At 73.5% G+C, this 25,073-nt stretch carries 17 protein-coding genes and 2 pseudogenes; 17 read left to right on the top strand and 2 right to left on the bottom strand.

Annotation, left to right across the window (positions count from 1 at the left end; translation table 11 throughout):
* The first annotated feature begins 62 nt into the window (after window positions 1–62).
* The 16 genes and pseudogenes from ACFVU7_RS38020 to ACFVU7_RS37945 all read left to right on the top strand — a co-directional run bounded on the left by ACFVU7_RS38020 (window position 63) and on the right by ACFVU7_RS37945 (window position 22,561).
* The gene (locus tag ACFVU7_RS38020) at window positions 63–1,949 is read left to right on the top strand and encodes a glycoside hydrolase family 15 protein (RefSeq protein ID WP_388050488.1); all 1,887 of its coding nucleotides are present in this window, start codon (window positions 63–65) and stop codon (window positions 1,947–1,949) included.
* Window positions 1,946–2,923, top strand: a complete 978-nt coding sequence (locus tag ACFVU7_RS38015; protein WP_388050355.1) for an SAM-dependent methyltransferase — start codon at window positions 1,946–1,948, stop codon at window positions 2,921–2,923. The genes ACFVU7_RS38020 and ACFVU7_RS38015 overlap by 4 nt, the downstream gene beginning before the upstream one ends.
* Window positions 2,920–3,867, top strand: a complete 948-nt coding sequence (locus ACFVU7_RS38010) for a hypothetical protein (RefSeq protein ID WP_388050352.1) — start codon at window positions 2,920–2,922, stop codon at window positions 3,865–3,867. The genes ACFVU7_RS38015 and ACFVU7_RS38010 overlap by 4 nt, the downstream gene beginning before the upstream one ends.
* Before the next feature lie 103 nt (window positions 3,868–3,970).
* Entirely contained in the window at window positions 3,971–4,717 is a 747-nt protein-coding gene (locus tag ACFVU7_RS38005) for a response regulator transcription factor (protein ID WP_388050349.1), read from the top strand.
* Window positions 4,714–5,565: an SAM-dependent methyltransferase gene (locus tag ACFVU7_RS38000; RefSeq protein WP_388050346.1), complete on the top strand. Its 852-nt coding sequence runs from the start codon at window positions 4,714–4,716 to the stop codon at window positions 5,563–5,565. Before ACFVU7_RS38005 ends, ACFVU7_RS38000 begins: the two co-directional genes overlap by 4 nt.
* Window positions 5,566–5,766: 201 nt before the next feature.
* On the top strand, window positions 5,767–8,616 hold the full coding sequence (locus ACFVU7_RS37995) for a helix-turn-helix domain-containing protein (protein WP_388050343.1): 2,850 nt from the start codon (window positions 5,767–5,769) through the stop codon (window positions 8,614–8,616).
* Between the two features lie 9 nt (window positions 8,617–8,625).
* On the top strand, window positions 8,626–9,408 hold the full coding sequence (locus ACFVU7_RS37990; protein WP_388050340.1) for an SAM-dependent methyltransferase: 783 nt from the start codon (window positions 8,626–8,628) through the stop codon (window positions 9,406–9,408).
* On the top strand, window positions 9,405–10,166 hold the full coding sequence (locus ACFVU7_RS37985) for a hypothetical protein (RefSeq protein ID WP_388050337.1): 762 nt from the start codon (window positions 9,405–9,407) through the stop codon (window positions 10,164–10,166). Before ACFVU7_RS37990 ends, ACFVU7_RS37985 begins: the two co-directional genes overlap by 4 nt.
* Window positions 10,167–10,325: 159 nt before the next feature.
* Window positions 10,326–11,579 (top strand): annotated as a pseudogene (locus ACFVU7_RS37980) (glycoside hydrolase family 15 protein); the annotation flags it as partial.
* Complete coding sequence (locus ACFVU7_RS37975) at window positions 11,576–13,921, top strand: Helicase associated domain protein (protein ID WP_388050335.1); 2,346 nt, start codon at window positions 11,576–11,578, stop codon at window positions 13,919–13,921. The pseudogene ACFVU7_RS37980 and the gene ACFVU7_RS37975, both read left to right, overlap by 4 nt.
* Before the next feature lie 227 nt (window positions 13,922–14,148).
* Window positions 14,149–14,985 carry a hypothetical protein gene (locus ACFVU7_RS37970; RefSeq protein ID WP_388050332.1) on the top strand — a complete coding sequence of 279 codons (837 nt, stop codon included), beginning with the start codon at window positions 14,149–14,151 and terminating at the stop codon, window positions 14,983–14,985.
* On the top strand, window positions 14,982–15,842 hold the full coding sequence (locus ACFVU7_RS37965; RefSeq protein ID WP_388050329.1) for an SAM-dependent methyltransferase: 861 nt from the start codon (window positions 14,982–14,984) through the stop codon (window positions 15,840–15,842). Before ACFVU7_RS37970 ends, ACFVU7_RS37965 begins: the two co-directional genes overlap by 4 nt.
* Before the next feature lie 496 nt (window positions 15,843–16,338).
* Window positions 16,339–17,214: an SAM-dependent methyltransferase gene (locus ACFVU7_RS37960; protein WP_388050327.1), complete on the top strand. Its 876-nt coding sequence runs from the start codon at window positions 16,339–16,341 to the stop codon at window positions 17,212–17,214.
* Window positions 17,211–19,844, top strand: coding sequence for a helix-turn-helix domain-containing protein (locus ACFVU7_RS37955; protein WP_388050324.1), 2,634 nt, complete (start codon window positions 17,211–17,213; stop codon window positions 19,842–19,844). Before ACFVU7_RS37960 ends, ACFVU7_RS37955 begins: the two co-directional genes overlap by 4 nt.
* On the top strand, window positions 19,841–20,833 hold the full coding sequence (locus tag ACFVU7_RS37950; RefSeq protein WP_388050321.1) for a Scr1 family TA system antitoxin-like transcriptional regulator: 993 nt from the start codon (window positions 19,841–19,843) through the stop codon (window positions 20,831–20,833). Before ACFVU7_RS37955 ends, ACFVU7_RS37950 begins: the two co-directional genes overlap by 4 nt.
* A 375-nt stretch (window positions 20,834–21,208) precedes the next feature.
* Window positions 21,209–22,561 carry a hypothetical protein gene (locus ACFVU7_RS37945; protein WP_388050318.1) on the top strand — a complete coding sequence of 451 codons (1,353 nt, stop codon included), beginning with the start codon at window positions 21,209–21,211 and terminating at the stop codon, window positions 22,559–22,561.
* A 67-nt stretch (window positions 22,562–22,628) separates the two neighbouring features.
* On the opposite strand, the gene ACFVU7_RS37940 is transcribed toward ACFVU7_RS37945, so the two are convergent.
* Window positions 22,629–23,666: a transcriptional regulator gene (locus ACFVU7_RS37940; protein ID WP_388050485.1), complete on the bottom strand. Its 1,038-nt coding sequence runs from the start codon at window positions 23,664–23,666 to the stop codon at window positions 22,629–22,631.
* Between the two features lie 120 nt (window positions 23,667–23,786).
* Window positions 23,787–23,972 (bottom strand): annotated as a pseudogene (locus ACFVU7_RS37935) (multiprotein-bridging factor 1 family protein); the annotation flags it as partial.
* Between the two features lie 433 nt (window positions 23,973–24,405).
* On the opposite strand from ACFVU7_RS37935, the gene ACFVU7_RS37930 reads away from it, so the two are divergent.
* Window positions 24,406–25,041, top strand: a complete 636-nt coding sequence (locus ACFVU7_RS37930) for a hypothetical protein (protein ID WP_388050315.1) — start codon at window positions 24,406–24,408, stop codon at window positions 25,039–25,041.
* Window positions 25,042–25,073: the final 32 nt, after the last annotated feature.

Raw genomic sequence — 25,073 nt, 5'->3', positions numbered from 1 at the left:
ACACCCCCGTGCACGCCCACCCGACCGCACGCCGGATCGAAGAGCACGCGCTGATCGGCAACATGCAGACCGCCGCCCTCGTCAGCAGGGACGGAGCCGTCGACTGGATGTGCGCCCCCCGCTTCGACTCCCCGGCGCTCTTCGCCGCCCTGCTCGGCACCGACGACCACGGCTCCTGGCACCTGGCCCCCGCCGCCGACCACCCGCGCCCGGCCGACCGCCGCCGCTACCGGGGCGACTCGCTGATCCTGGAACAGGAGTGGGACACCGACGGCGGCACCGTCCGGGTGACCGACTTCATGCCCACCGCCGTCCGGGCCGGCGCCGACCCGGTGCCCCGCATCGTCCGGATCGTCGAATGCCTCAGCGGCACGGTGACGATGCGCTCCACCCTCAGCCCCCGCCCCGGCTACGGCCGTACCCGGCCCGCCGTCACCCGCCCGATGCCGGCACCCGGCGGCCCGCACCGCCTGGCCGCGGTCGCCGGCCCCGACGCGATCTGGCTCGACAGCCCCCACCACCACACGAACACCAACGGCACCCTCACCGCCGAGTTCACCGCCTGGGCCGGTGACCGAACCGCGTACGTCCTCACCTACCGAGAGTCCCACCGCGGCGCCCCACCCACCGTCGACGCCGCCGACGAGCTCGTCCGCACCGTACGCTTCTGGCGGGAGTGGGCCGACCAGTGCACCTACCAGGGCCCCTACCGCGAAGCCGTGATCCGCTCCCTGATCACCCTCAAGGGCCTCACCTACGCCCCCACCGGCGGCATCGTCGCCGCCCCCACCACCTCCCTGCCCGAGGACATCGGCGGCGAACGCAACTGGGACTACCGCTACACCTGGCTGCGCGACGCCGCCATCACCCTCTCCTCCCTGCTGCGCACCGGCTACCGCGACGAGGCCAAGGCCTGGCGCGAATGGCTCCTGCGCGCCGTCGCCGGCGACCCCGAGAACCTGCAGATCATGTACGGCATCGCCGGCGAGCGCGAGCTCACCGAGTCCTCCCTCGACTGGCTGCCCGGCTATGAGGGCTCCCAGCCCGTCCGCATCGGCAACGGCGCCGCCGGGCAACTCCAGCTCGACGTCTACGGCGAGGTCGTCGAAGCCCTCCACCTCGCGGACACGAGCGGCGTCGTCCGCAACGACCACGCCCACCAGCTCCAACTGCGCCTGATCGAGTACCTGGAGGACCACTGGCAGGAGCCGGACGAGGGCATCTGGGAGGTCCGCGGCCCGCGCCGGCACTTCGTCCACTCCAAGGTGATGGCCTGGGTCGCCGTCGACCGCACCATCAGACTGCTGGAACGGACCGGGGAGCAGGGCCCGTTGGAGCGCTGGCGCGCGCTGCGCGACACCATCCACGCCGACGTCTGCGAGAAGGGCTACGACCCGGAGCGCAACACCTTCACCCAGTACTACGGCGGCAAGGAACTGGACGCCTCGCTGCTGCTGATCCCCCAGGTCGGCTTCCTGCCCGCCGACGACAAGCGCGTCATCGGCACCATCGAGGCCATCCAGCGCGAACTGTCCACCGAGGACGGCTTCGTCCTGCGCTACCCCACCCACGACGAGTCCGGCAACAACGTGGACGGCCTCTCCGGCCACGAGGGCGCCTTCCTGGCCTGCTCGTTCTGGCTGGCCGACGACCTCGCCATGATCGGCCGGGTCCAGGAGGCCCGCGAGCTGTTCGACCGGCTGCTCGCGCTGCGCAACGACGTCGGCCTGCTCGCCGAGGAGTGGGACCCGCGCCTCAAGCGCCAGGTCGGCAACTTCCCCCAGGCCTTCAGCCACGTCCCGCTGATCGACACCGCCCTGCGGCTCACCGCCTGCGGCGCGGCGTACCCGTCCGCCCAGCCGGACGGCCCGGACACGCTCCCGATCCCCGGCCAGCGCACCACCACCGAACCCGCCGCGACGGCTGCCGTACCCGGGAGCCGCTCGTGACCCCCACCACCAACATGACCGCCCCGGCCACGGGCTGGCCCACGGGCCACCGTACGGCGCCCTGGGCCGGACCGGAGCGCGAGGACGCCGAACGCGACCGCATCCTGGCGCTGCTGGACCGGGCCTCCTACGCCGGCGTCCGGGACATCCTGGCGGGCGGGCACGACGCCAACCCGTCCAGCCGAACAGCCGCTGGAAGGCTGCTCAGCCTGCTGCCGGACGTGCCCCACCGGGTCCAGGACGCCCTCTGGTTCGCCGAAGCAGCCGCTGCCGTGCTCGTCCGCGACCTCGGGGTGCGGCAGATCATCCACATCGATCACGGCTTCCCCAACCACCCGCCCCGGCGCAACGTCCACGAGATCGGCCAGGCCATCGACCAGGGCTGCCGCACGGTGTACGCGGACGCCGAACCCGTCGTCCACGCCGTCTCGCGCTGCAGGCTCGCCTGCAACGACCACGTGACCGTCGCCGCCGTCGGCCTCGGCGACGGCGCGCACCGCGTCCTGGAACACCCGGCCGTCGCCGCCCACCTCGACCCGGCCCGGCCGGTGGCCGTGCTGTGCACCACGCTGGAAACTGTCCCGGACGCGGTGACCAGCACCCTCACGGCCGACCTCGCCCGACTGCTGCCGGCCGGCGGGTATCTGGCGGCATGCCAGCTGTCCGTCGAGGACACCCGCCTGGCCCAGCAGGTCGACGACGCGATGGCCACCGCGCTCGGCGGCCGGTGGGGACGCCTGCGCACCCCCGCCCAGACCGCGGGCCTGCTCCGCGACCTGCCACTCGTCCAGCAGCTCGGCGTCGTCGAGGCACCGCGCTACATCCCGTCGACGTACCGGCCCGCCGGCCCGCCCAGGAGCGCGGTCCTCGCCGCGATCGCCCGGATCACCCCGTACGACACGAGCCGCGCGGCCCGCCCCCGCACCACCCACACCGCAGCCTCGTCCCCCGCACCGACCGGAGGCCACCGATGACCACCACCCGCACACACGCCGAACTCCTCCTCACCGACCGGCAGGGCCGTGTACTGCTCACCCCCGGACCCGCCGGCCCGGACCTGCCGCGCGGACCCGTGCCGTTCAACCAGACGCCCCACACCGCGGCACGACGGCACGCCGAGGCCGCGACCGGCCTGGCCCAGCTGGCTCCCGGGCGGATGCTCGCGACGGACTGGCGGCCGGACACCGCGCTGTCGGTCGTCACCTACGACCACCCGCCGCTGACGGACACCCAGGTCGCCGCGCTCGTCGTCGAGGACGGGCGCCGAGGCGCACCCGTGCTGCTGGCCCCCGCCGATCTCGAGACGCGAGCCCCGGGCGCGGCTGGGCGCGTGCTGGCGCTGCTGCACGCCCGGGTCGAGGGCCGCACCGTCGAGCTGGAGCACGGCCTCCCGCGGACCCCGGGCCTGCTGGACATCCACCGTGTCCTCGCCCGGTCATCGGCCCCGGTGCCCGCCGCATGGTCACCAATTGACCACGGCGGCCCGATCACGGACGTACGCGGCTGGCTGTTCCACCCGGCCGGTCTCGTACTCGTCAGCCACGACCTGGAGACCGGCCGGACCACGCTGCCCGGCGGCGGTCTCGACACCGGCGACGCGGACGACCCGGAGGCGGCCCTGGGCCGTATCTGCGCGCTCACCGTCCACCTCTTCGTCAAGGACGCGGAGGTGATCGGCTTTCGCGGCCCGAGCGCACGCCTGGCCGCGTTCCTGCCCGGGCAGGCCCTCGCGATGCCGGCCGGTACGAGACTGCTGCGCCTACTGGTCACTCCCGACCAGGTCCTCGACCTGTGTGCCGGTCAGGTCTGCCGTGCCGAGCTGGAGGCGGCCTGCCGCTCGGTCGACCTCGAGGGCGCCGCGCAGATGCCCCGGCGACGGTCCGTTGTCGACGTCCCCGCCGAGGGGATGCCCTGGTGAACGGAGAACCGGACCGCGCTGTAACGACCGGGCCGGGGGCCGTCGACCGCCTGGGCGGTGGCGGCCGCCTGCGACCCCAGCCCCAGCTGCCCGGGGCCGCCCGGTGACCGCGACGTCCTCGCCGCTCTCCGGCGGCTACGTGTACCGCGAACAGCCCCCACGGAAAGCCGGGCCCACGTCCCTGTCCGGGGTGCGTCCCACCGGCGCCGGCCGTCGTATCGCCGTCGCGGCTCCGCTCCTGCAGGCCGAATCCCTCGCCGTCGCGCTGCGCCGCCACGGCTGGACCGCCGTGCCGGCCAGGCCCGGCGGGCGTGCCGACGTCCTGGTCCTCACCGTCGACGGCGCGACCTCGTGCCGGCCACGGATCGGGCGCTTGAAGCGGGCGCTGCCTGCGGCAGCGGCCCTCGCTGTCGGGCCGCACGACGGCTCGGTGGCGTTCGGCGCCCTGCTCGCGGGTGCGGACGGCTACCTGCCGCACGACGCGGGCATGGCCGAGACACACGACGCGCTCACGCGGCTCCTGTCCGGCCAGGCGGCGATCGGCTCCGCTTTGCTGCGCCAGGCGCTGGAGGCCGGCTGCCTGCCCACGGCAGGGGAGGGCGAGCGGCTCGCCGCCCTGCTCACCCGGCGGGAGCGGCAGGCGCTGCGGGGCGCGGCCGACGGGCTGGACACCGACGGCATCTCCCGTCGTCTCGGCATCCGCCCCAGTACCGCCCGCACCTACATCCAGCAGGCCATCGGCAAGCTCGGCGCCGACAACCGCCCGCACGCCGTCGCGATCGCCCGGCGACACCGTCTCCTCGACCCCGAACCCGAATCCGATCCTTGCCTGGGAGGGCCCCGGCCATGACCACTGACCACGCCGCCGTCGCCGCCGATGACCTGGACGTCTTGGTCCCCTGCTCCTACCGCATGGGGGACTACTGGACGTCCGGCACGGCCAGCTTCGCGCCGGACCGCTTCACTGCGAAGGCCGTCGAGGCCGCGGTGCCCGGTACCGCGCGGGCCGCCCGGGCGGCCGCCGACTTCGAGGTCCGCGTGCTGGAGTACCTCGCGGGCGCGGGCATCGCGCAGGTCCTGCACCTGGGACACGGATACCCCTACGCGCCGGCCGTCACGGGCGTGCTCGGCTGGGAGGTGGTGCAGCAGCACATTCCCGGTGCCCCCGTGGTGATGGTCTGCACCAACCGGCGCGTGTACACCCTCAACGAGGCGCTGGTGCACGCCGACGCGCCGGTCGTCACCCTCTGCCGGGATCGGCTGGGTCCGGAGGTCCTCGACGATCCTCAGGTCCGGGCTGTCCTCGACCCGGACCGGCCGCTGGCGGTCCTGCTCACCAGTGTCCACCGGCAGCACCCCGCACCCGACCTGCCGGCCCTTGTGGCGGGTCTGACCGCCCGCATGGCCCCGGGCAGCCTGCTTGCGCTGTCCCACCTCGCCGCCGGCGGCCGCCGCACCCGCCGCTGGCTGACCCGTTCGATGCGCCAGGCGACACGCGGCCGGTGGGGCAGGGTCCTCGCGCCCTGTGACCTGGCCAAGCTGCTGCTGGGTATGGAGCGCGTCGGTTCCCGGCCCGGCGACGTCGCCGCGTGGTCGGCGGACGGACGCACCCCGCCTCCCGCCGCGCACCTTCCGACGGAGGGCGGCCGGGCCCCGGCGGTTGTCGAGTACGGGGGCCTGGCCCGGATCCGGACCTGACGCCCGCCATCCGGGTTCGGGGGTTCGGGCGGCGCGCAGCAGCAACGCGCACCGCCCGCGCCCGGCACACCCGCCGCCGTCCGCAGTGCCCGTCCGCACGTCGCCCGGGCCCCGACGACTCCGGCATCCCAGCAACCGCGCCCGCCGTCGGGCGCCGACCCACCGCCGCCCCGTGCGGCCCACACCTCGAAGGATCCGTTCGTGAGCCCCGTCGCACCCGCCCGTCCCGGAACGCTCGCTCCCGCGGCAGACCACGCCCGGGCCGCCAGAGTGCCGGTGACCGGCCGCCACCCCGACACCCACCACGGCGACCCGGCACGCGAAGAGGCGACGCAGAGCCGCGCGCCCGGGAGCGGACGCGCCGCCATGGTGGTGGATGCGGTCGGCCTGCCGGAGTTAAACGCGTCCGAGCGGTGTGTGCTGGATCTGGTCTCCTGCGGGCTGGCGCGTGAGGTGGTGGCCCGGCGGCTGGGCGTGGGTGTCGAGCAGGTGGAGCGCGTCCTCGAGCGGATGTGCGGGCGGGCCCGGCTTCCGCACGCCGCGGCCCTGGTCGCCCGGCGGGTGCTGGGCCTGCGTACGGACGGCGCGGCGGACCTTGTTCCCGGGCCCGGACCTGCCCCTGAGGCGTGGGTTCGGCTGCTGCGGGTGGTGGCACGCGGCTTCAGCGTCGCGGATGCGGCCCGCCTGACGAGGATCGGGCAGGAGCCGGCCCTGCGGCTGGTGGCCGCTCTGCCGCGGGAGTGGGACACGACGCTGGAGGGGGCGGTGGCGGCCCTGGTCGGGGCGGGGCGGATCAGGCGGGAGCACTTGGACGGTGAGCCGCCGCACGCGGACGGAGCGGGCGCCAGGCGGTTGCTGATTGGGCCGCGCCGGGACATGGACGTACACGCGCGGGCAGCGGTCCTCGGGGCGCGGCGCGCGGTGCTGGTCGTGCAGGAGGAGCATCTGGCGCGACCCCTGAACCGGTGGGCCGCGCTGGTGCGCCCGGACGTCGTGACGGTGGGCGTGCACGGCCCGGGCGAGCGGGTCGACGGCCGGCTTCCCCCGGGCTGCCCGATCGTGCACCGCCCTCAGGACCTGCTCGGTGAGAGCGCGACCGCGGGCAGGATCCTGCTCGTGGCCACCCGGGACGGCGCCCAGGTCGTCGCGGACGCGCACCGGATGGTCCCGATGCCGGTGTGGGACGTGCTGGCCGTGGAGGACGTGCTGGCCCTGGAGGCCGCCGGTCTCGAGGCGGACCTGCTGTCCGACGACCGGCTGCCCGCGCACCGCCGGCTGCTGTTGTCGACCGTCACCCGGGTCAACACCGAGAGCCGGTCCCACAACGCACGAGCGGGCGCTCGCCTCGGCAAGCTGACGCGCCTGGCCCCGAGCACCGCGCGCGGCTACCGGCTGGAGGTCACTCTGTCCGCCCCGAGCCGGCCCAGCAGCGGCCCCGCCCTCCTGCACGCGGCCGCCGCCCGCCTGCGGGAGGCCGCGTTGTCGCCCGCCGCCGGACGCGTCGGCGTCTGCTGCCCCGACGACCCCACCGCGCGCCGCCTCATCACCGCCCTCGACTCCGCCGGCCCCGACGGTACCGCCGCACCGCATCCCGTCGGAGGCTTGCACCTGAGTATCCGTCAGACGCAGGCAGAGCAGCGCTCCGTGCTGCGGCACCTGCTCCGGGCCGAACCCGTCGTCGTCGCCTCCCGCGACCCGCTGCCGGCCGGCACCCCGCTCGACGCGCTCATGGTGATGGCCGCCGCACGACGCCCGTGGCAGAGCCTCGCCGTCCTCGAGCGGGCACTCGCCGAGCCCGGCCCCGACCTCCTCCTGATGACCGCTCCCGCCGACCACACCCCCAACCCGCGCGCCGACGCCTCCGGCACGGCCGATGCCGTCACCCTGGTCCGTGCCCTCGCCGCCCTGGACCCCGCTCTGCGCGGGAACCTCGCCCGGTGGGACGGCAGCCCCGACGAGGCCCTCGCCGCCGAAGGCCCTCTCTCCTGGGTCACCGTGCGCGGCGACCTGCCCGACGCCGCCCGCACCGCCCTCGCCGCCGAACTCCTCGGCGCCGACCGTAATCGTGCCCCCGACAAGCCCTCCGGGCCCACTCGTACCGCCCCGCGCCGCACCGCCCGTCCGAAGCCCGTCCCACGCCCGCCCCTGACCACGCGCCACACACCGGCCCTGGGCCGGATCCCGGGTACCCACCTGCACCGGCTGCGCACCGGGCAGCGTCTCGAGGTGGGTCACGTCGGCCTGGCCCTCGGACTGACCACGATCGAGGTCAGCCGCATCGAGCGGGGAGGCGCGCTGCCTGACCCCGCGACCGCCGAGCGTCTGCTCGACCTGTACCACGCGGGCGGTCAGGACCGTGAGGAGATCCTCGCCCTGTACCGGCAGGCCCTCGATCCTGCGGGCACGGACGGGCTCGAAGACCGCGGCCAGTGGTGGGAGCGGCTGACGTGGCTGGCGAGCAGCTCCATCGGCGGGCGGATCGCGGCAACCGCCGGCCTGCCGCCGATCGCAGGTCTCGGCCGCCGGCTCACCGTCCTGCTCGACAGCCGACTGCTGGACCGGTGCGCAGCCACGAGTCCCGGCCGTCAGGAACTCACCCGCCTGCAGGACCTGGCCGTCGTTCGCGTGGTGCCGGCCCGTGGTCCAGTGACGCCCATCGATGTCGCCGAGTTCACGTTCACCGACCCCGGCTCCCAGGCGGTGTACGCGAGCTGGGATTCCACCGGCGTCCGCTACCGCGTCGGACCGGCCGCCGCCGAGGAGGTCGGCGCAGGCCTCGACACACTGCAGGCCCATGCCCTGCATGAGCAACGCAGCAGCGACCTCCTGCAGGCGGCCGTGACCGGCGCCCTCGGGCGATGGCACCGACCGGACCGCACCACCGTCGAAGACGGGCACTCCTCCTCCCGGGACCCCGGGTGGTCGTCACGGCCCTTGTCCGCGGGCAGCGCGGATCAGCAGGTCCCGCCCGGCCGGCCGCCGCGGCCAGGCGGCCCCGCGGCGCCGCTGCCGGAAGAAACCGGCCCTCATGTCCGACCGTTCATCCGCTGAGAGGTGTCCATGACCAGCACGAATACCGGTACCGGAACCTGGGACGACGCGGTGCCGAACGGCCTGCAGATGGTCGACCACCTCGCGGGGCAGGAGAGGAACCGCCGGGTCGACCAGGAACTCGCCGCCGAACTCTCCACGCTCGTGGCCGGCCTGACCACCGCCGTACGCTCCGCGGACGCGTTCAAGGCCGGTGCCGTCCGCAGAGCGCTCGGCATGGGGATCCGCCAGATCGTCGACCTCGGCTGCGGCATGCCCCGCCGTCCCCACGTCTACCAGAGCGCGCACGACCTCGACCCCTCGGCGCTGGTGGTGACCGTCGAGAACGACAGGTGGGCGGTCGCACACGCCAGGGCCGAACTCGGCGTCAGCCATCTCACTCCCGTGATCGCGGCGCCCTACCTCACCGCGGACGCCCTCGACCACCCGGTCCTGCACGACCTCGCGGCCCTGGTCGCCGCCGTCGTCAGGCGTCTGCCCCGGGGGAGCGAGATCGCGGTGTCCCAGTGGACGATCGACGACGACATGACCCGGTGGGCCGTCAACGGCCTCCTCACGGAGAGGACCCATGGCTGGTGGGGGCAGGTGCGCAGCAGCGCCGAGATCGCCGGCGCGCTCGTCCCCCACCCTCTGCTCGGCCCATCCCCAGGCCCTGTGGCCGGGATTGCGCGGCCCGCCAAGAGGCGACGGCCCGCGCTCGGAGGCGGACGGCTCGCCGAGGTGGTCGAGTTCGGCGGCATCATCCACCTCGGCGACCCGGCACTGCCCGCCGCCTACCAGGGTGTGTCGTGACCGCGCCGGCCGTCCCGCTCGCCGTCACCCCGGACCAGTACATCGACGCGCAGGCCGAGCACAACGCCCACCTGACCCGCCTCGCCCTGGCCGGCCTGGACGCCGCCAGCGACGCCGCCAAGCGCGCCCCCGCGCTGGTCGACGAAGCCCGCACGGCCGCCCGCACAGCCGCCCGACGTTTTTACCCGCTCTGCCGGGCGACGGTGATCATCCACGAGTCGGCAGACCCCGAACTGACCATCATCCCCGAGGTCTACGACCAGCACCTGCACCCCACCGGCCGCCAGCTCATCACCGTCTTCGCCCACCAGCTGACCGCGCTGGCGCTGTACGCGCACTACCCCGAGCTGGCCTGGGCCCAGCCCAGGTGCAACGCGCTGGACAGCACACTCCCGACCCACCGGCGACGCCGGCCCGCCGCCCTGGTCCCCGGATACGGCCAGTACGTCGAGCGCCTCGTCGCCAATGCGCTGGGCGGACCCGCCGTGACCGGGCCCCTGCCCGACGAACCCCAACCCAGCGACCTCTACACCCAGCTGCTGGCCGACCCGGACAGCCCGGCGAACGCCTGCCAGGTTGACCACGGAGAGCAGGTCGCCACAGCCCTCCTCGACGCCGGCGGGCACCCGCTGCTCCACCTGGCCCTGTACCCGACCGTCGCCGACCTCAAGGACCCGGCGAAGTGGCTCACCCGCCACCAGGCGGCCGGCCCGGCCGCCACCATCACCGACGACAGCGGTACCGCGGGCGACAGGTAGAAGCCCGCACGCCGAGCCTGGCGACCACCCCGCCCACAGGCCGACACCCGAAGAAGGAGACCACCGATGAACCCCGCCGCCACGATCGCCCTGGAGCCCATCCAGGCCAGCATCCTGGAGCTGCACCGCAACGCCAGCACCATCCACACCTACAGCCCCGTCGTACGCTCGGCCCTCGTCCTCAAGTCCCTGTGCCACCCGGGCGGCGGGATCGTCGCCGCCCCCACCACCTCCCTGCCCGAACAGATCGGCGGCGAACGCAACTGGGACTACCGGTACGTGTGGCTGCGCGACTCCGCCCTGACCATCACCACCCTCGCCCGCCTCGGCCACACCGAGGAAGCCGAAGCCTGGCGCGACTGGCTGCTCGCCGTCCTGGGCCCCGACGCCTCCACCTTCCAGATCCTGTACGGCCTCCACGGCGAATACGACCTGCCCGAGAACGAGTTGGGCCACCTGCCCGGCTACGAGGACTCCCGGCCCGTGCGGGTCGGCAACGGCGCCGCCGACCAGCTCCAGCTCGACGTCCCCGGCGAAGTCGCCGACGCACTCCTCGCCGCCGAAGACGCCGGCCTTCCTCCCTCCCGCGACGCCGACGCGATGCTGCGCGCCCTCGCCCGCTGGGCCGAAGACCGATGGGCCGAGCCGGACGAGGGCATCTGGGAGGTCCGCGGCCCCCGCCGGCACTTCGTCCACTCCAAGGTGATGGCCTGGGCCGCGATCGACCGCACCATCACCCTGCTGCGCCGACGCGCCTCCACCACCGCCGACGAACTCGCCCACTGGCAGCAGCTGCGCGACCGCATCCACGCCGATGTCTGCGAACGCGGCTACGACCCCGAACGCAACACCTTCACCCAGTACTACGGCAGCCGGGAACTCGACGCCTCGCTGCTGCTGATCCCCCAGGTCGGCTTCCTGCCCCCGGACGACAAGCGCGTCATCGGCACCATCGAGGCCATCCAGCGCGAACTGTCCACCGAGGACGGCCTCGTACTGCGCTACCCCACCCACGACGAGTCCGGCAACAACGTCGACGGCCTCTCCGGCCACGAGGGCGCCTTCCTGGCCTGCTCCTTCTGGCTCGCCGACGACCTCGCCATGATCGGCCGCCTCCAGGAGGCCCGCGAACTCTTCGACCGGCTGCTCGCACTGCGCAACGACCTGGGCCTGCTCGCCGAGGAATGGGACCCCCGGCTCAAGCGCCAGGTCGGCAACTTCCCCCAGGCCTTCAGCCACCTCGCCCTGGTCGACACCGCCCTGCGGCTCACCGCCTGCGGCGCCGCATACTTCTCCGCCCAGCCGGACGGCCCGGCCGCGCTCGCGATCCCGGACCAGCACGCCACCGCCGGACCGGGTGTCGTACCCGCGCACCGCGTTGCCGTCGCCGACGGCATCGGAGACGCGCAGTGACCGGCCGCCACTTGTTCGCTCACCAAGTCGACGCGGTGGCAGCCGTACGCGGGGTGCTGTCGGGCGGTGCCCGGCGGGTCACGGCGGTGCTTGCGTGTGGCGGGGGAAAGACGCGCATCGGTGCCGAGGTCGCCCACCAGGTGGCGAGCGCCGGCGGCGGTCGCAAGGCCGTGGTGGTGCCGACCCTGGAGCTGGTGACCCAGACCGTTGCCGAGTGGTCGCGGCACCTGGGCCGGCACGGACTCGGGCAGGTGATCGCCGTCTGCTCCGACAAGGAGGTGCTCGCCTCCACCACCCTCCTGTCCGGGGACTGGACGGTGACCAGCTCCCCTGCCGACCTCGCCCGGTACACCTCCGCCCCCGGGCCGGTGACCATCGTCTGCACCTACCAGAGCCTGGGGGTGGTGAGCGCCGCCCAACTGGTCCACGACATGCCGGAGGTGGACATCGGCGTGATCGACGAAGCCCACCGCACGGCCGGCGCGGGAGGCAAGGCGTGGGCCGTCGTCCACGACCAGCACGCACTGCGCTTCACCCACCGGCTCTACCTGACCGCCACGCCCAAGATCGTCACCGGCGGGGACGACGTCGTGAGCATGTCGGACGAACGGGTATTCGGTCCGGTCGCCTACACGCTCAGCTTCGCGGACGCGATCCGCCTGGACATCCTCGCTCCCTACCGAGTCGTGGTCCCGGTCGTCGGCGACGACTCGATCGCCCAGCACCTGGAGGCCGAGGGCTCGGTGGTGCACCTGGGCGACGCGACCGTACAGGCGCAGCAGGCCGCCCTGCAGCTCGCGGTCCTTCGCGCCGCCCACGAGTTCCACATCAAACGGCTGATCACCTTCCACTCCCGGGTGGCAGCTGCCCGGTCCTTCGCCAACACCCTTGCCCGGGTGGGCGAGCTCCTGGGGCCGCACGAGCGTCCCGCCGGGCTGTGGGCGCGGCATGTCGACGGCGCGCAGGACCCTGCGGTGCGCCGGCGCGTTCTGCAGGAACTCGGACAGGACGGTGATCTCCTGCGGGTGGTCGCCAACGCTCGGGTCCTGGGGGAGGGTGTGGACGTTCCGGCCGTGGACGCCGTGGCCATCCTTCACCCGATGGGGCCAATCGCGGCTGTGCAGGCGCTCGGCCGGGCCGGACGGCGGGGGGACCGCCGCATCGCCAAGGTCGCCACGTACATGATCCCGGCGTTGCTGAAGCCTGGCGAGGATCCGCACGAGGCACTGGCCGCCTCGAGCTTCGCCGGGGTCTGGCAGACGCTGCAGGCGCTCGCCGCGCTCGACGGCACCGTGGCCGACTCGATGGAGAGCGCCCGTCGCCGGCTGGGCCGAAGCGGCGGCCGGGACGCCGGGGAGGCCGTCCCCAGGGCCCTGATGCCGTGGTTGCACGTCACGGGGCTCCCGACGCCGAAGCTGCCGGACTTCGCGCGGGCGATCACCCTGCAAGCGGTCCGGATGACCACCACGAGCTGGGAGGAGTACATCGGCGCGGCCGAGGCCTACCGCGCCGAGCACACTGATCTGCTCGTTCCCCAGCCCCATCGCACCGACTCCGGTCTGCGCCTGGGGGATTGGATCAGCCACCAGCGCGCGTTCTACGCGGCGGGCCAGCTCAGCCGCGACCGGATCGCGCAACTCGACGCGCTCGGGATGATCTGGAACGTCCCCGCCCATGAGCTGGAAATCCTCCTCGCCCAGCTCCGGGCGCACCGGGAGGAGCACGGGCACCTGCGCATCGCCCGGGACTGCGTGCAGACCGGACCGCACGGACAGCCGTTCAAACTCGGCGAGATCGCCAAGACCCTGCGTGGCGCCTACGCCAAGGGAGCCGTGCCCGAGGCCAAGGTCAAGGCCCTCACCGCGGAGGGCTTCGTGTGGGATCCGGCCGCCGCCGAGTGGCAGCGGTTCCTCGCCGACCTCACCGCCTTCAAGCTGGCCAACAAGCACCTGGACGTGCCGCAGAGGCACCAGGTGGACGGACGCAAGGTCGGGAGCAGGGTCTCCGAGTGCCGGAACCGCCCCGAGCGGCTGACGGCCGCGGAGGTGGCCGAGCTCGACCGCCTCGGCTTCATCTGGGACGCGCTCGAGTACCGCTGGAAGCAGATCATCAAGGCTCTTCGCCGCCTCAAGAGGGAACACGGAAGCCTGCAGTTCCCCCGCGGTCTCTACATTGAGGACCCGGGCTTCCGGCCCCAGGCCTGGCTGTACCAGCGCGGCAAGGAAGCGGCAGCCGGCCAGCTCACCCCCAAGCGGCTGCAGGACCTGCTCGACCTCGGCCTCGAGATACCTGTCCAACGCAAAACTCGACAATCTGCGCGCGGTCCGGAGCCCGTCCCGTAAGCCGGCACACCGTCCTGGACCGTTCCGACACCACGACCATCCCCAGCACGTCCCACCACTCCTGCCGGAGAACCACGATGACCACCACTCCCGTCGGCCTACCCGTCTCGCCCACCGGTACCGCCACCGCACCCGCGGCACACGCGGAACTCCTCCTGACCGACCAATGCGGCCGCGTACTGCTCACCACTGGCCCGGACGGGCCGGATCTTCCCGGAGGCCCCGTATTGCCCGGCCGGACTCTCCACACCGCCGCGCAGCAGTACGCCCAGGCAGCGACCGGGCTCGTCCTGCTGACGCCCGGACGCATGCTCGCCACCGACTGGCGCCCCGACACCTCGCAAACGGTCATCACCTATGACCATCCACCGCTGACCGGTACTCACGCCGGTGCGATCGTCGTCGACGACCGTCCCCGGGCGCCGCGCCTGGTGGCCCCCGCCGATCTCCACGCCGAGGCCCCGCAGACCGCCGACCGGATCCTCGCGCTGCTCCACGCCCGGATCGAGGGCCGCACCGCCGAACTGGAGAACGGCCGTCCACGCCACCCCAGCCTGCTGGACACCCACCGGGTCCTGGTCCGGGCGACTGCCGGCATGCCCTCAGCGTGGTCACCGGTGGGCCGCGACCACACCACGGAGATCGAGGAGATGCACGCCTGGCTCTGCCACCCCGCAGGCCTCGTGCTGGTGTCCCACGACCTGGCCACCGGCCGCACCGCCCTGCCAGGCGGCCTCCTCGAACCCGGCGAGACAGAGGAGAACGCGCTGCGCCGGGTGTGCGCACAAGCGGTACGCACCAGGCCGACGAACCCGGTGATCATCGGTTACCGCGGGGCCAGCGCACGCCTGGTCGCCGACCTGCCCGGCCCGCTCCTCGGCCTACCGTCCGGCTCGGCTGTCCTGCGTCTGCTGGTCACGCCCGAGCAGGTCGTGGACCTGTGCGCCCAGGTGGGCGCCGCCGAGGCGCAGGCCGCTTGGCGGGCGCTCGACCTCGCGGGCACAGCGCAGCTCGGCGGGCGGCGCTGCGTCGTCCCTGTGCCGGCTGAGGGAGTGGCTTGGTGAGCATCGACGACGACTCGGTCGAGGTGCCGGGGGGCGAGGTGGCGAACGGGCCGGGGCTGGTGAACCGGCTGGGCGGCGGCGACCGCCACTTCCACGCTGACCGCGAGGTCGCCGCCGAGTTGGAGGCTTTCGCGGGCGGGGTGGCCGGTGCGGTGCGCAATGCCCACGCGTTCAAGACGGCCGTGGTCCGCTCCGCTGCCGCCGCGGGCGTGCGCCAGTTCCTCGATTTGGGCTGCGGCATCCCGCGTGAGCCCTACGTGTACCAAGTGGCCCGGGAGTACGACGCCGGTGCCCTGGTCGTCTCCGTCGAGCAGGACCCCAGCGCGTTCGGCTGGGCGTGCGACTACCTCGAGTGGGACGAGCGCACCGTGATGGTGAACGCCCCCTACCTGACTGCGGGTGTACTCGATCACCCGGTCGTCGCCGGGAGCCTCGATACGGCCGAACCCGTGGGCGTGCTGCTGGTCTCCGCATCCCACACCGCGCCCCTGGGCGAGTTCGGGTTCGCGAACCTGATCTGGTCCTTGGTTCGGCGGCTGTGCCCCGGAAGTCTCCTCGCGGTGTCGCAGTGGGCGGCTGATGACGACCTGCTGCGCTGGGCCGTCAACGGCTTCATGGCCGAACGCACCCAGGGCAGGTGGGGCTCCGCGCGCAGCAGCAAGGAGATCGCCGCTGTGCTCAGCCGCTACCCGATGCCGTCGTGCCCGCCGGGTCCCGTCGGCGCGTGGCTGTCGCCCGGGCCCGTACCTGCCCGGGTACTGCCTGTCGCCACGCCAGCCCTGGTCGAGTTCGGCGGCGTCATCGAGATCGGCGGTGGCACCGCCTTCCCATCCCGGCTGCCCGGGGGCGCCCTGTGAGTGCTGCGGTCGCCGGGCCCAGCGTGCGCCGAGGCAGGCGCGCGGTGATCGCCCTCGAGTTGGGACCTGGCGGCTCAGTCCCGGCGCCATGTCTGCCCGGCGACGGTCGGTGCGTCACGGTTGCCGGCCCCTCGCTCCATGTCGAGTCCCTGAGTGTCGCGCTGGGTCGGCGTGGCTACCACGTTGCGCCGGCCCAGCGCGGGCGCGGACGGCTGCCTGCCGTACTCCGAAGGCGTCGAGGAGGTCGAGGCTGCTCTCGCGCCGGTCCTGTCCGGTCGGGCCGCGGTCGGCTCCCTGCTGCTTGCACCGGGCTCTCGCGGGCGCCGTCCCCTCGCCGGCCGGAGAGGGGACGAGCAGCAACGGCTGAGCACGCTGCTCATCCCGCCGCACGTGGCAGTGCTGCAGCTGATGGCTGACGGCCTGACCACCGACGACATCTCCCACCGTCTCGGTGTCAGCACCATCGACACCGACCCCTTCCCGAAGGGCCCCTCGCATGACCACCACCCTCTCCGCTCCGGTCCTGGACGGCACCATCCCCTGCTCCCACCGGATGGCGAACCACTGGCGGTCCGAAAACTTCAACTTCGCGGCGGACCGGATCGCCGCCCGGGACGTCGAAGCGGTCGTGCCGGGGGTGGCCCGAGCCGCCCGCGCCTCCGCGACGTTCGAGCGCCGTGTGCTGGAGCACCTCGCCAACGCCGAGGTCGGACAGGTCGTGCACCTCGGGCATGGATACCCCACGCCGACCGCAGAGGGCGGACTCGACTGGGAGCGCGTCCAGGACCGCCAGCCCGGCACGCCGGTGGTGCTGGTGTCCACCGACAGCACCGTCTACACCCAGTCCGAGGCCCTGGTGCACGCCTCGGCACCGGTGGTCACCCTGCGCCAGGACCACCTCAGCGCGACGGTCCTCGACCACCCGCAGGTCCAGTCCGTCATCGACCCCACGCGGTCGGTCGCCGTCCTGCTGACCAGCCTGCACCACCAGCAGCCCGCGCCCGACCTGACTGCCCTCGTGACGGGCCTGGCCACCCGGCTCGCCCCAGGGAGCCTGATCGCACTGTCACATCTGGCCGCGCCCGCCCGCCGCACGCGCCACCGCCTGACCCGCCTCATGAACCAGACCACCCGCGGCCGGTGGGGGAAGGTCCGCGCACCCGGCGACATCGCCGCGCTGCTCCTCGGCCTCGAACGCGTCGGCTCCCGCCCCGGCGACGTCGCCGCGTGGACGGCTGACGGACACACGCCGCCCGCCGCCCAGCGCCTCCCCTCGACGGGCCCGGCCCCGCGCGTGATCGAGTACGGCGGCGTGGTCCGCGTCCCCCACACCGGCCTTCGCCCGCAGGCCCGCCGGGCCGCAGCGCTGTGAGCCCCGGGCTGGACGAGGTCACCCTGCCCGCGTTCGACGAGGACGACCTACGGGTGCTGGACCTGGTGGGCGGCGGGCTGCCGCGCGACGCGGTGGCGCGACGCCTCGGCGTGCCCGCGGAGGAGGTGGCCCGCACCCTCGACCGGATGTGCATCCGAGCCCGGTTGCCGCACGTCGCATCCCTGACCGCCCGCCGGGTGCTCACCCGCCGCGCTGACGAACCGGTCGACCTCCCGCCCCGGGCCCAGCCCGGGGAAGCCGGGCAGAACCAGGTCCGGCTGCTCGCCCTGGTGGCGCGCGGGCTCACCGTGGCGGACGCGGCCACCTTCCTGGGAATCGGACCGGACCACGCCAAGCCGCTGGTGACAGAGCTGCTGGCGACCTGGAGCACCACAGTGGAAGGGGCGGTAGCGGCCCTGGCCGCCGTCGGGCGGATCGGATGGGAGCAGCTGTGCGGGGACCTGCAGCCCGTGGCCCGGACGCACGGTGAAGAGCCGCCGGGCGACGGCGCCCGGCGGCTCATGACCGGGTCGCGCCGGGACCTGGCAGTGCACGCGCGGGTCGCCGTGCTGGAAGCGCGTCGATCTGTGGTGGTCGATCAGGAAGGGGACCTGGCGCTGGCCGTGGCGCGATGGAGAGCCGCAGTGGGCCCGGAGGTGGTGACCGTGGGCGTTCACGCTCCCGGGCAGCGGGTCGTGGGCCGGCAGCCGCTGGGCTGCCCGATCGTGTGCCGGGCCCGGGACCTGGCCGGCGCGGTCGCGGGGCCGGGCAGGGTCCTGATGGTCACCACCCGTGAGGGCGTCCAGGTCCTGGCAGAGGCGCACCGCACGGCTGCGCTGCCGCACTGGGACACGCTGGTGGCGGAGGACATCGTGGCGCTGGACGCCATGGGCCTGGCGGTGACCGTGCTGTCGGACAATCACCTGCCAGTGCGGCGCCGGGTCCTGCAGTCGACCGTCACCCGGATCGTCGGCGACGACGGCCGCCTGCGCGGTGTGCGGGCCGGAGACCGCCTCGGCACGGCAACGCGGCTGGGTCCGGCGACCGCGCGCGGCTACCGACTGGAGATCGTGCTGTCCATACCCGGGCAGCGAAGCGACGGCCCCGCCCTGCTGGGCATGGCTGCGGACACCCTGCTGAAGGCCGCCGCCCGCCCCGGGACCGGCCGCGTCGTCGTCTGCTGCCCGGAGGACCGCACCGCCGGCCGGATCCTTGCCGCCGTCCACGCCCGCACCGCGCCCGAAGCCGCCACGCAACCCAGCATCAAGGGCCGGGCCCTGACCGCCCGGCAGAGCACCGAGCAACGGCGCGCAGCCCTCGGGCAGCTGGCCCACCGCGCCCCCGTCATCCTGGCCGCCACCGAGCCGCTGCCACACGGCACGCCGATGGACGCCCTCATGATCACGGGCGCGGCACGGCGACCGTGGCAGACCCTCTCCGCCATCGAACGAGCGCTGGCCGAACCGGCCGCGGACCTGCTCCTGTTGCTGGCACCCGCCGACCTCGCCCCGACCCGACGCGGCACCACCACAGGCCTCGCCGACGCCCTCACCCTGGTCCGCACACTCGCCGCCCTCTCCCCCTCCCTGCGCCGGCGCCTGGCCGACTGGGACCAGGGCAACGATCCCGGCGAAGCATGGAACGCGGGCGGTCCGCTCGACTGGGTCACCCTCCACGGCGAACTGCCCGACCACACCTGCGCCGCCATCGCCGACACGCTCCTGCACGCCGACCGACCCCTCGTCCCTGCCACCGCCCCGCCGAAACCCCGGGAACGAGCGCGCCGCCCCGCCGCCCGCCCCGGACAGAAGCCGCTCGGCCTGGGCCGCGTCGCAGGCCTGCACCTGTACCAGCTGCGCACCGGCACCGGCCTCGAGCTGCGCCACGTCAGTCCCAGGATCGGCATGTCCACGGTCCGGCTCAGCCGCGCCGAGCGAGGCTGCGCCCCGCTCCCCCCGGAGACCGCCGGCCAGCTGCTGGAGCTCTACCACGCGGACCGGCAGGACCGAGAGGAGATCCTCGACCTGTGCCGCCAGGCACAAGCCCCGACGGGGGGCGACCGGCTCCTCGACGGTGGCCGCCGACGGCACGACCGGCTGGGCTGGGCCGCCGGCAGCGCCATCGACGGCCGCGTCTCGCTCTCCACGACCCTGCCCTCGCTGCCCGGACTCGGGCGCAGGATCACCGTCCTCCTCGACGACGCCCTCCTGACCCGAAGCGCCGCCACGCGCCCGGGCCGACAGGACCTGACCCGGCTCCAGGACCAGGCCGTGGTCCTCGTGGTCCCGCGCGACGAGGCCTCGGGCAGCGCGGACCTCGCTGAGTTCAGGTACTCGGACCAGGGCGCCCAGTCGCTGTACGCGACCTGGGAGCCGGCCGGAGTGCTCTACCGCGTCGGGCCGGCCGCCGCCAAGATCGGCGCCGCGCTCGACGGCATCCAGGCCCGCGCCCTGCCCGAGACAACCAGCCGCGAACTTCTGAACGCGCACCTCACCGGCGCCGCCGAACACGAAAGCCTCCAACCGTGTGGTGCACCGGCCGAAGACCGGCCCACCACACGTCCACCACTCATCCCCTCAGCCACAAGCGCCGTCCCCACGGCCCTGAGCACATCACCGGGCACATCATGATCAATTTTCTTCCCTCCGCCGCAACGCCACTGGCGGACCGGATCCTCGGCGAACACCTGCGCCACCTGCGCGAATGCCAGGACGTCACCGTCGCCGCCGTCGCCGAGCGGCTGCCCGCCGATCTCCGGCCCGCCCCGGAGACCCTCACCGCGGCGGAAGCCGGGCACCACCCCCTGCTGCGCACCACGGTGCTGGCGGGCGAGGGTCTGGCGCTGGCCCGCGCCTACGGTGCTGGCCAGCACGCCGCCGACGACTGGCAGACCTGTGTCCTGGGCCATCAGCAGCACCTCGCGGCCGGGTTCACGCGCGACTGCTTCATCGACTGCGGTTTCGGATGGCCGCACCGGTACCAGGTGGTGGAGGAACGCGCCGGCAGCATCCTGATCGCCGGCAGCCACCAGCTGCCGCCGGTGCCACTGCGCACCCCCGCCGTGGAGGAGGCCGTGTGGGAGTTCAGGCCCGGCGCCAGGTCACGGCACCATCGTGAGCGTGCGTCACTGGGCGCCCTGCCGGGCACCGGATGCCGGCTGTGCCAGCCGTACTCCGCCGACCTGCTCACGGACTGGTCTGCCGTCGAGGCGTGGCAGCGCGAGGCGCACCGGGTCCGCACGGCCGTCTTCGCCGCCCGGGTCCGGGCTCCGGGCGCACCGAGCACCGTCGTCCTCCTGGACGAGATGCTTCTCCACCGCCGGGTCGGCGGCGCCCGGCTCCATACCGGGCAGATGGAACACCTGGCCCACCTGGCTGAGACCACGTCGCTGGAGATCCGCGTTGTCCCGATGTCCGCCTGCCTCCCGAACGACACGGACCGGGTCCAACTCGACCTACCCGAAGGCGCCCTCACCGTCACCCTCAGTGAGATGGACGCCGTCTACGAGGACCTCGTGGACCCGAGGCTGGCCGATCTGCTTCGCCATGCACTTGAGCCCAAGGCGAGCCTCGACATGATCCGGCGCGCAGCCGACGGCACGCTGAGCACACCGTGGTAGCCCCCGACATGCCTGGCATTGGACGCCCGCCGCAGCGCCGGCAAAGGATGTTGAAGGCCACCGCAGCGCCCCGGCCGCCTGCCGCTGCCCCAGAACGCCCTCGCCCAGCCGGTCCGAGATCGGCAAGTCTGAGGAGCCCGTCCTCTGCCGGTCCGGACTCTGGCCCGCAGCATCACCCGCACCAACAGGCCAGGCTGCTTCGGCAGCCCCGGCCCTCGTTCCCGCCCCTTTCGCCCACACCGACTGACCACGACGAGGTGACCTATGTCTGCGAGGGATCACGATGCAACCGCGTCGCCGTTCACCGGGGCCGGTGGCAGTCAGGGCGTCCAATCCTCCACCGCTCGGCGTGGTGTTTCGCCGAAACCCCACAAGGTGAACACCGCTCTGGGATGCCTGATCGCGGAGGCTGATGTGAAACGGGCATGGCTCGCGCGCGAGGTCAACCGGCTGTCCCAGAATGACGACAAGCCCACCGCCTACACCCATACCCATGTGCAGCGCTGGCTCGACGGGGCAAGGCCCAGCGAAGTGACAGCCAGGCGGGTTGTCCGCCTGCTGAGCGAACGTTTGAACCGGGTTGTCACCCTTGAGGATGCCGGGTTCGGGGAGTTGGCGCCGTTCGACCCCGCGGTCGGGTTGGATTTCCCCCGAGACCGCGAGACCGCTCTGGGAAACGCCATTACCTGCTGGAGGACCGTGCACCGCCGTGATGTCCTGCGCCTGCCCAGTGCCGCGCCCGCCGTCCTCAGCGTGGCAACGATGCGGTGGATGGCGGTGCCCGCCGATGCCCCCGTCCCGCGGGCCGGGGAACGGCGCGTCGGCCTGACCGATGTCGAGAAGGTGTGGGCGGCAGCTGCTCAGGCCCAGCTCATGGACTCCCGGTACGGGGGCGGTGACTGGCGCGACAGCAACGTGCTGGTCTGCCTGCGGTCTGCCGCACCGCTGCTGACAGGCAGCTACTCCGCGGAGACCGGACAGTCACTGCACAGCGCCCTCGCGGAACTGTCGAGGGTGTTGGGGTGGGCGGCGATGGACGCGGGGCACCACGGCGCGGCGGACCGGCTGCTGATCCAGGCCCTGCGCCTGGCCCGGTCCGCCGGGAATGTGGAGCTGGGCAGCTACGTGCTGGCCACGATGGCGCTGAAGACGTTCCTGGCCGGCTGGCCGTCGCATGCCGCGGACATGGCGGAGGCGGCGTACGAGCGGGGCAAGGGCCACGCCGCACCGAGGGTGCTGGCGTTCTGCAAGCTCGCCGAAGCCCGGGCGCTGGCCAAGGACGGTGACGGTGCGGGCGCCGCCGCCGCGCTGGTGCGCTGCGAGAACCTGCTGTCCGGGATCCATCCGGGTGCCTACGACCCCCTGTGGATCGCGTACATGACCCCCGAGCGGCTGGCCACCGACAGTGTCGAGGTGCACAGGGACCTCGGGCTCACGGCGGCCGCCCGGCGTTGGGCCGAGCGTGCTGGCACGATGCCGGTGGACCGCTACACGCGCGCGGTCGGCATCCGTCACGCCGTCCTCGGCAGCACGCACGCGATCGACCGGGACCTCGAGCAGGCCGTTGCCGACGGCTACCGGGCGCTGGGCATCCTCGCCGGGGTGCGATCGCCGCGGGCCCACAGCTACGTCCACGACCTGGTCGGCAGGCTCGATCCGTGGAACGGTGATCCGCGGGTGCGTGAGCTCACACAGCGGGTCCGAGCCGACCTCCCACCGTCGACCTGAGGAGTCGGGTGCCCGGGGACGTCCTTCTCCGGGTACCCGGCCACCGGCTGGGAGGGAACAAGGCCGTTCAGGCGAGGACCCCGGTCCGGCGTGCGAAGTCGCGGACGCCGGGCGCCGGCATCGCCGTGTAGAGCAGTTCGGAGGTGAGCGCCTGCAGGGCGGGACGGCGGGCCTCCTCCGGGGCCACCCGGTCGACGAACTGCAGTGCGGCCAGGGTACGTTGCTGGTCTCCGAGGCGCATCCACATGCGGGCGGTGTCGGTGCCCCAGCGCGCCTGGCGCTCCGTGGTGGGCAGAGCGGCCGGGTTGATCCGTTTCGCGTACGGGACGGCCCGGTCGGGCTCGCCGAGCACCGTGTGCACGCCGACCCGGTACAGGTCGACCTGCGCCTGCGTCGCCCCTACCGTGAACAGTTGCCGCTGCGGGAGGCCGGCCGGCAGTCGGTCGACCGCCTCGGCGGCGCCGGCCAGCAGGTCGTGGGCCGTGCCGGCGTCGTGGGCGCACGCCGCGGTGTAGGCGGCCGTCATCCACAGGCTGGCCGCGACCGCCCGGGCGGCGGGGCCGTGGGCGTCGAGGTCGTGGGCTGTGCGCTCCAGGAGGGCGACGGCCGCAGCGGGGCGGCCGGCGCGGCGCATGGTGATGGCGAGGACGCGGACGGCTTCTCCGACAGCGACCGGGTCGCCGCTGTGGTGGGCGGCCTGCACGGCCCTGTCGGCCGTGGCCCAGGCGAGGTCGGAGTGGTGCTTCGCTGCGAGCTCCGTGGCCAGGACGTAGCCTCGCGCGGTCAGGGCATGGGCACGCTCGCGGGCGTCGCCGTTGGAGGAGTCGCGGTGAGCCTCGGCAGTGGCGATCAGGCCTGGCAGGGCGGCGCCGAGATCGCGGTAGCGCGAGGCCGTGAAGTGCGCCCGGGTCGCGGCGAGCAGCCGGTCGAGCTGTGGGAGCGAGATCCCGGACACGGGTGCAGGCGGTGTGTAGAGAAGTCCTACCAGGCTGTCGGCGGGGTCGACGGAACCGGACTGCGCCGGGCTTGCTGCCGATGCCGGCGGGATCGCCAGGGGAGCGGCGGCGGCGACACCGAGCATCAGCAGCAAGTTCCGACGACGCATGGGGTCCTCCGGGTCCGACGTCCTGTCCGCCACGATAGCGCCGGAAGTGGCACCGGGGGCTTGTTGTGGCCTCAACACCCCTGCCGAGCCGCCGAGTTTGTACGTTCTGAGGTCGATCTCCAGTGCGTCCTCGAAACGCAGGAGCGAGTGGGGCGACGGCCACATCTCGCCGTTCTCGATCCTGCTCACCGCCGAAGCCGAGTATCCGGTTGCCTGCCCCAGCTGGGCCTGTGTCATCCGCCTGGCGGCGCGAGCACCGCGGATGACTGCTCCGAGATCACGGCTCCCTTTGGGCGAAGTAGCCATGCGACTCCCCAACTCCCCTTTCCTGCAAGGGTAGTGGGACTGGCCGCCCGGTGGGCCGGTTCACAGGATGTGCGGGTCCCGCACGTCGTGTGCGGGTCTTGCCCGAGGGACTTCCCTGCCGAATCCGGGCGCGGTGTGCTGAGTCCCGGTGTCCGACATGGGACACCGCCCCGAAATGGCGTGGACATGTCCAAGGCGTGGAAAAGTGCCCCCCTGAAAGTGCCTTCCGCGGTCCTGCGATCTGGTGTGTGCTTGGTCCTCCGCACGACGCGCTCGCCGGTCGGACGCCGGGCAGCCCTGTGTGTCCAGGCCCTCCGTCGGCAGGGGCAGGTGTTCGCGGGCAGCCCCAACGGCGGGGCCCGGACCGGCGCCGGAGCGGGATCAGGTGTGTGGGACGCCCTTTCCCACGATGTACAAGGAGTCTCGATTCTCGATGCGGCTTGTGATGGTTGACGGCATCGACCTGGCCGGGAAGACCGAGCTGGTCAAGGCTGTGGTGGGGTACCTCGACGATCGCGGTGTGGTGGCGCGGCGCCACCGTGGGATGCTCACCCGGCGCCATCCGCTGGACCGGCCGCTGCGCCGGTTGTCCATGGCCCGGCAGCCGGACAGTGCGTTCACCACCACCGCGTACCTGTTCGCCGGGTTCGCGCTGGACCACCTCCTGATGAGGGTCCGCCCGCGCACGGCCGGGGACTGCGAGGTGCTGATCCAGGACGGCTACGTGGACCGGACCGCGGCCTTCGGCATCGCCGGCGGCCCGTACCTCGCGGCCCGGGCGGCGCTTCGCTGGCCGTGGATGTTCACCCGCTTCGAGCTCGCGGTCCACGTGACCGCTGACATCAAGACCCGCGCCGAACGCCTGCACGGCCGCGACCACGTGGACGTCCGGGACCTGCGCAGCGCACAGGACGAACCGTTCTCCGACCGCTTCCACCAGGCGCTCGCCGTGATGGGACGCCGTCACCGGCACCTGATCACCATCGACACCACCGGTCGGGACGTGGCCGAGAGCGCCCGTGAGCTCGGCGACGCGATCCTCGCCCTCTCCCGCCGCTCTTCGCGCTGACCGACGCGCCACCCGCCAGCCCCCTGACCTCG

This window comes from Kitasatospora sp. NPDC058046 (assembly GCF_042885595.1).
Lineage (GTDB): Bacteria > Actinomycetota > Actinomycetes > Streptomycetales > Streptomycetaceae > Kitasatospora.
This window is presented reverse-complemented; position numbering and strand designations above follow the sequence as displayed.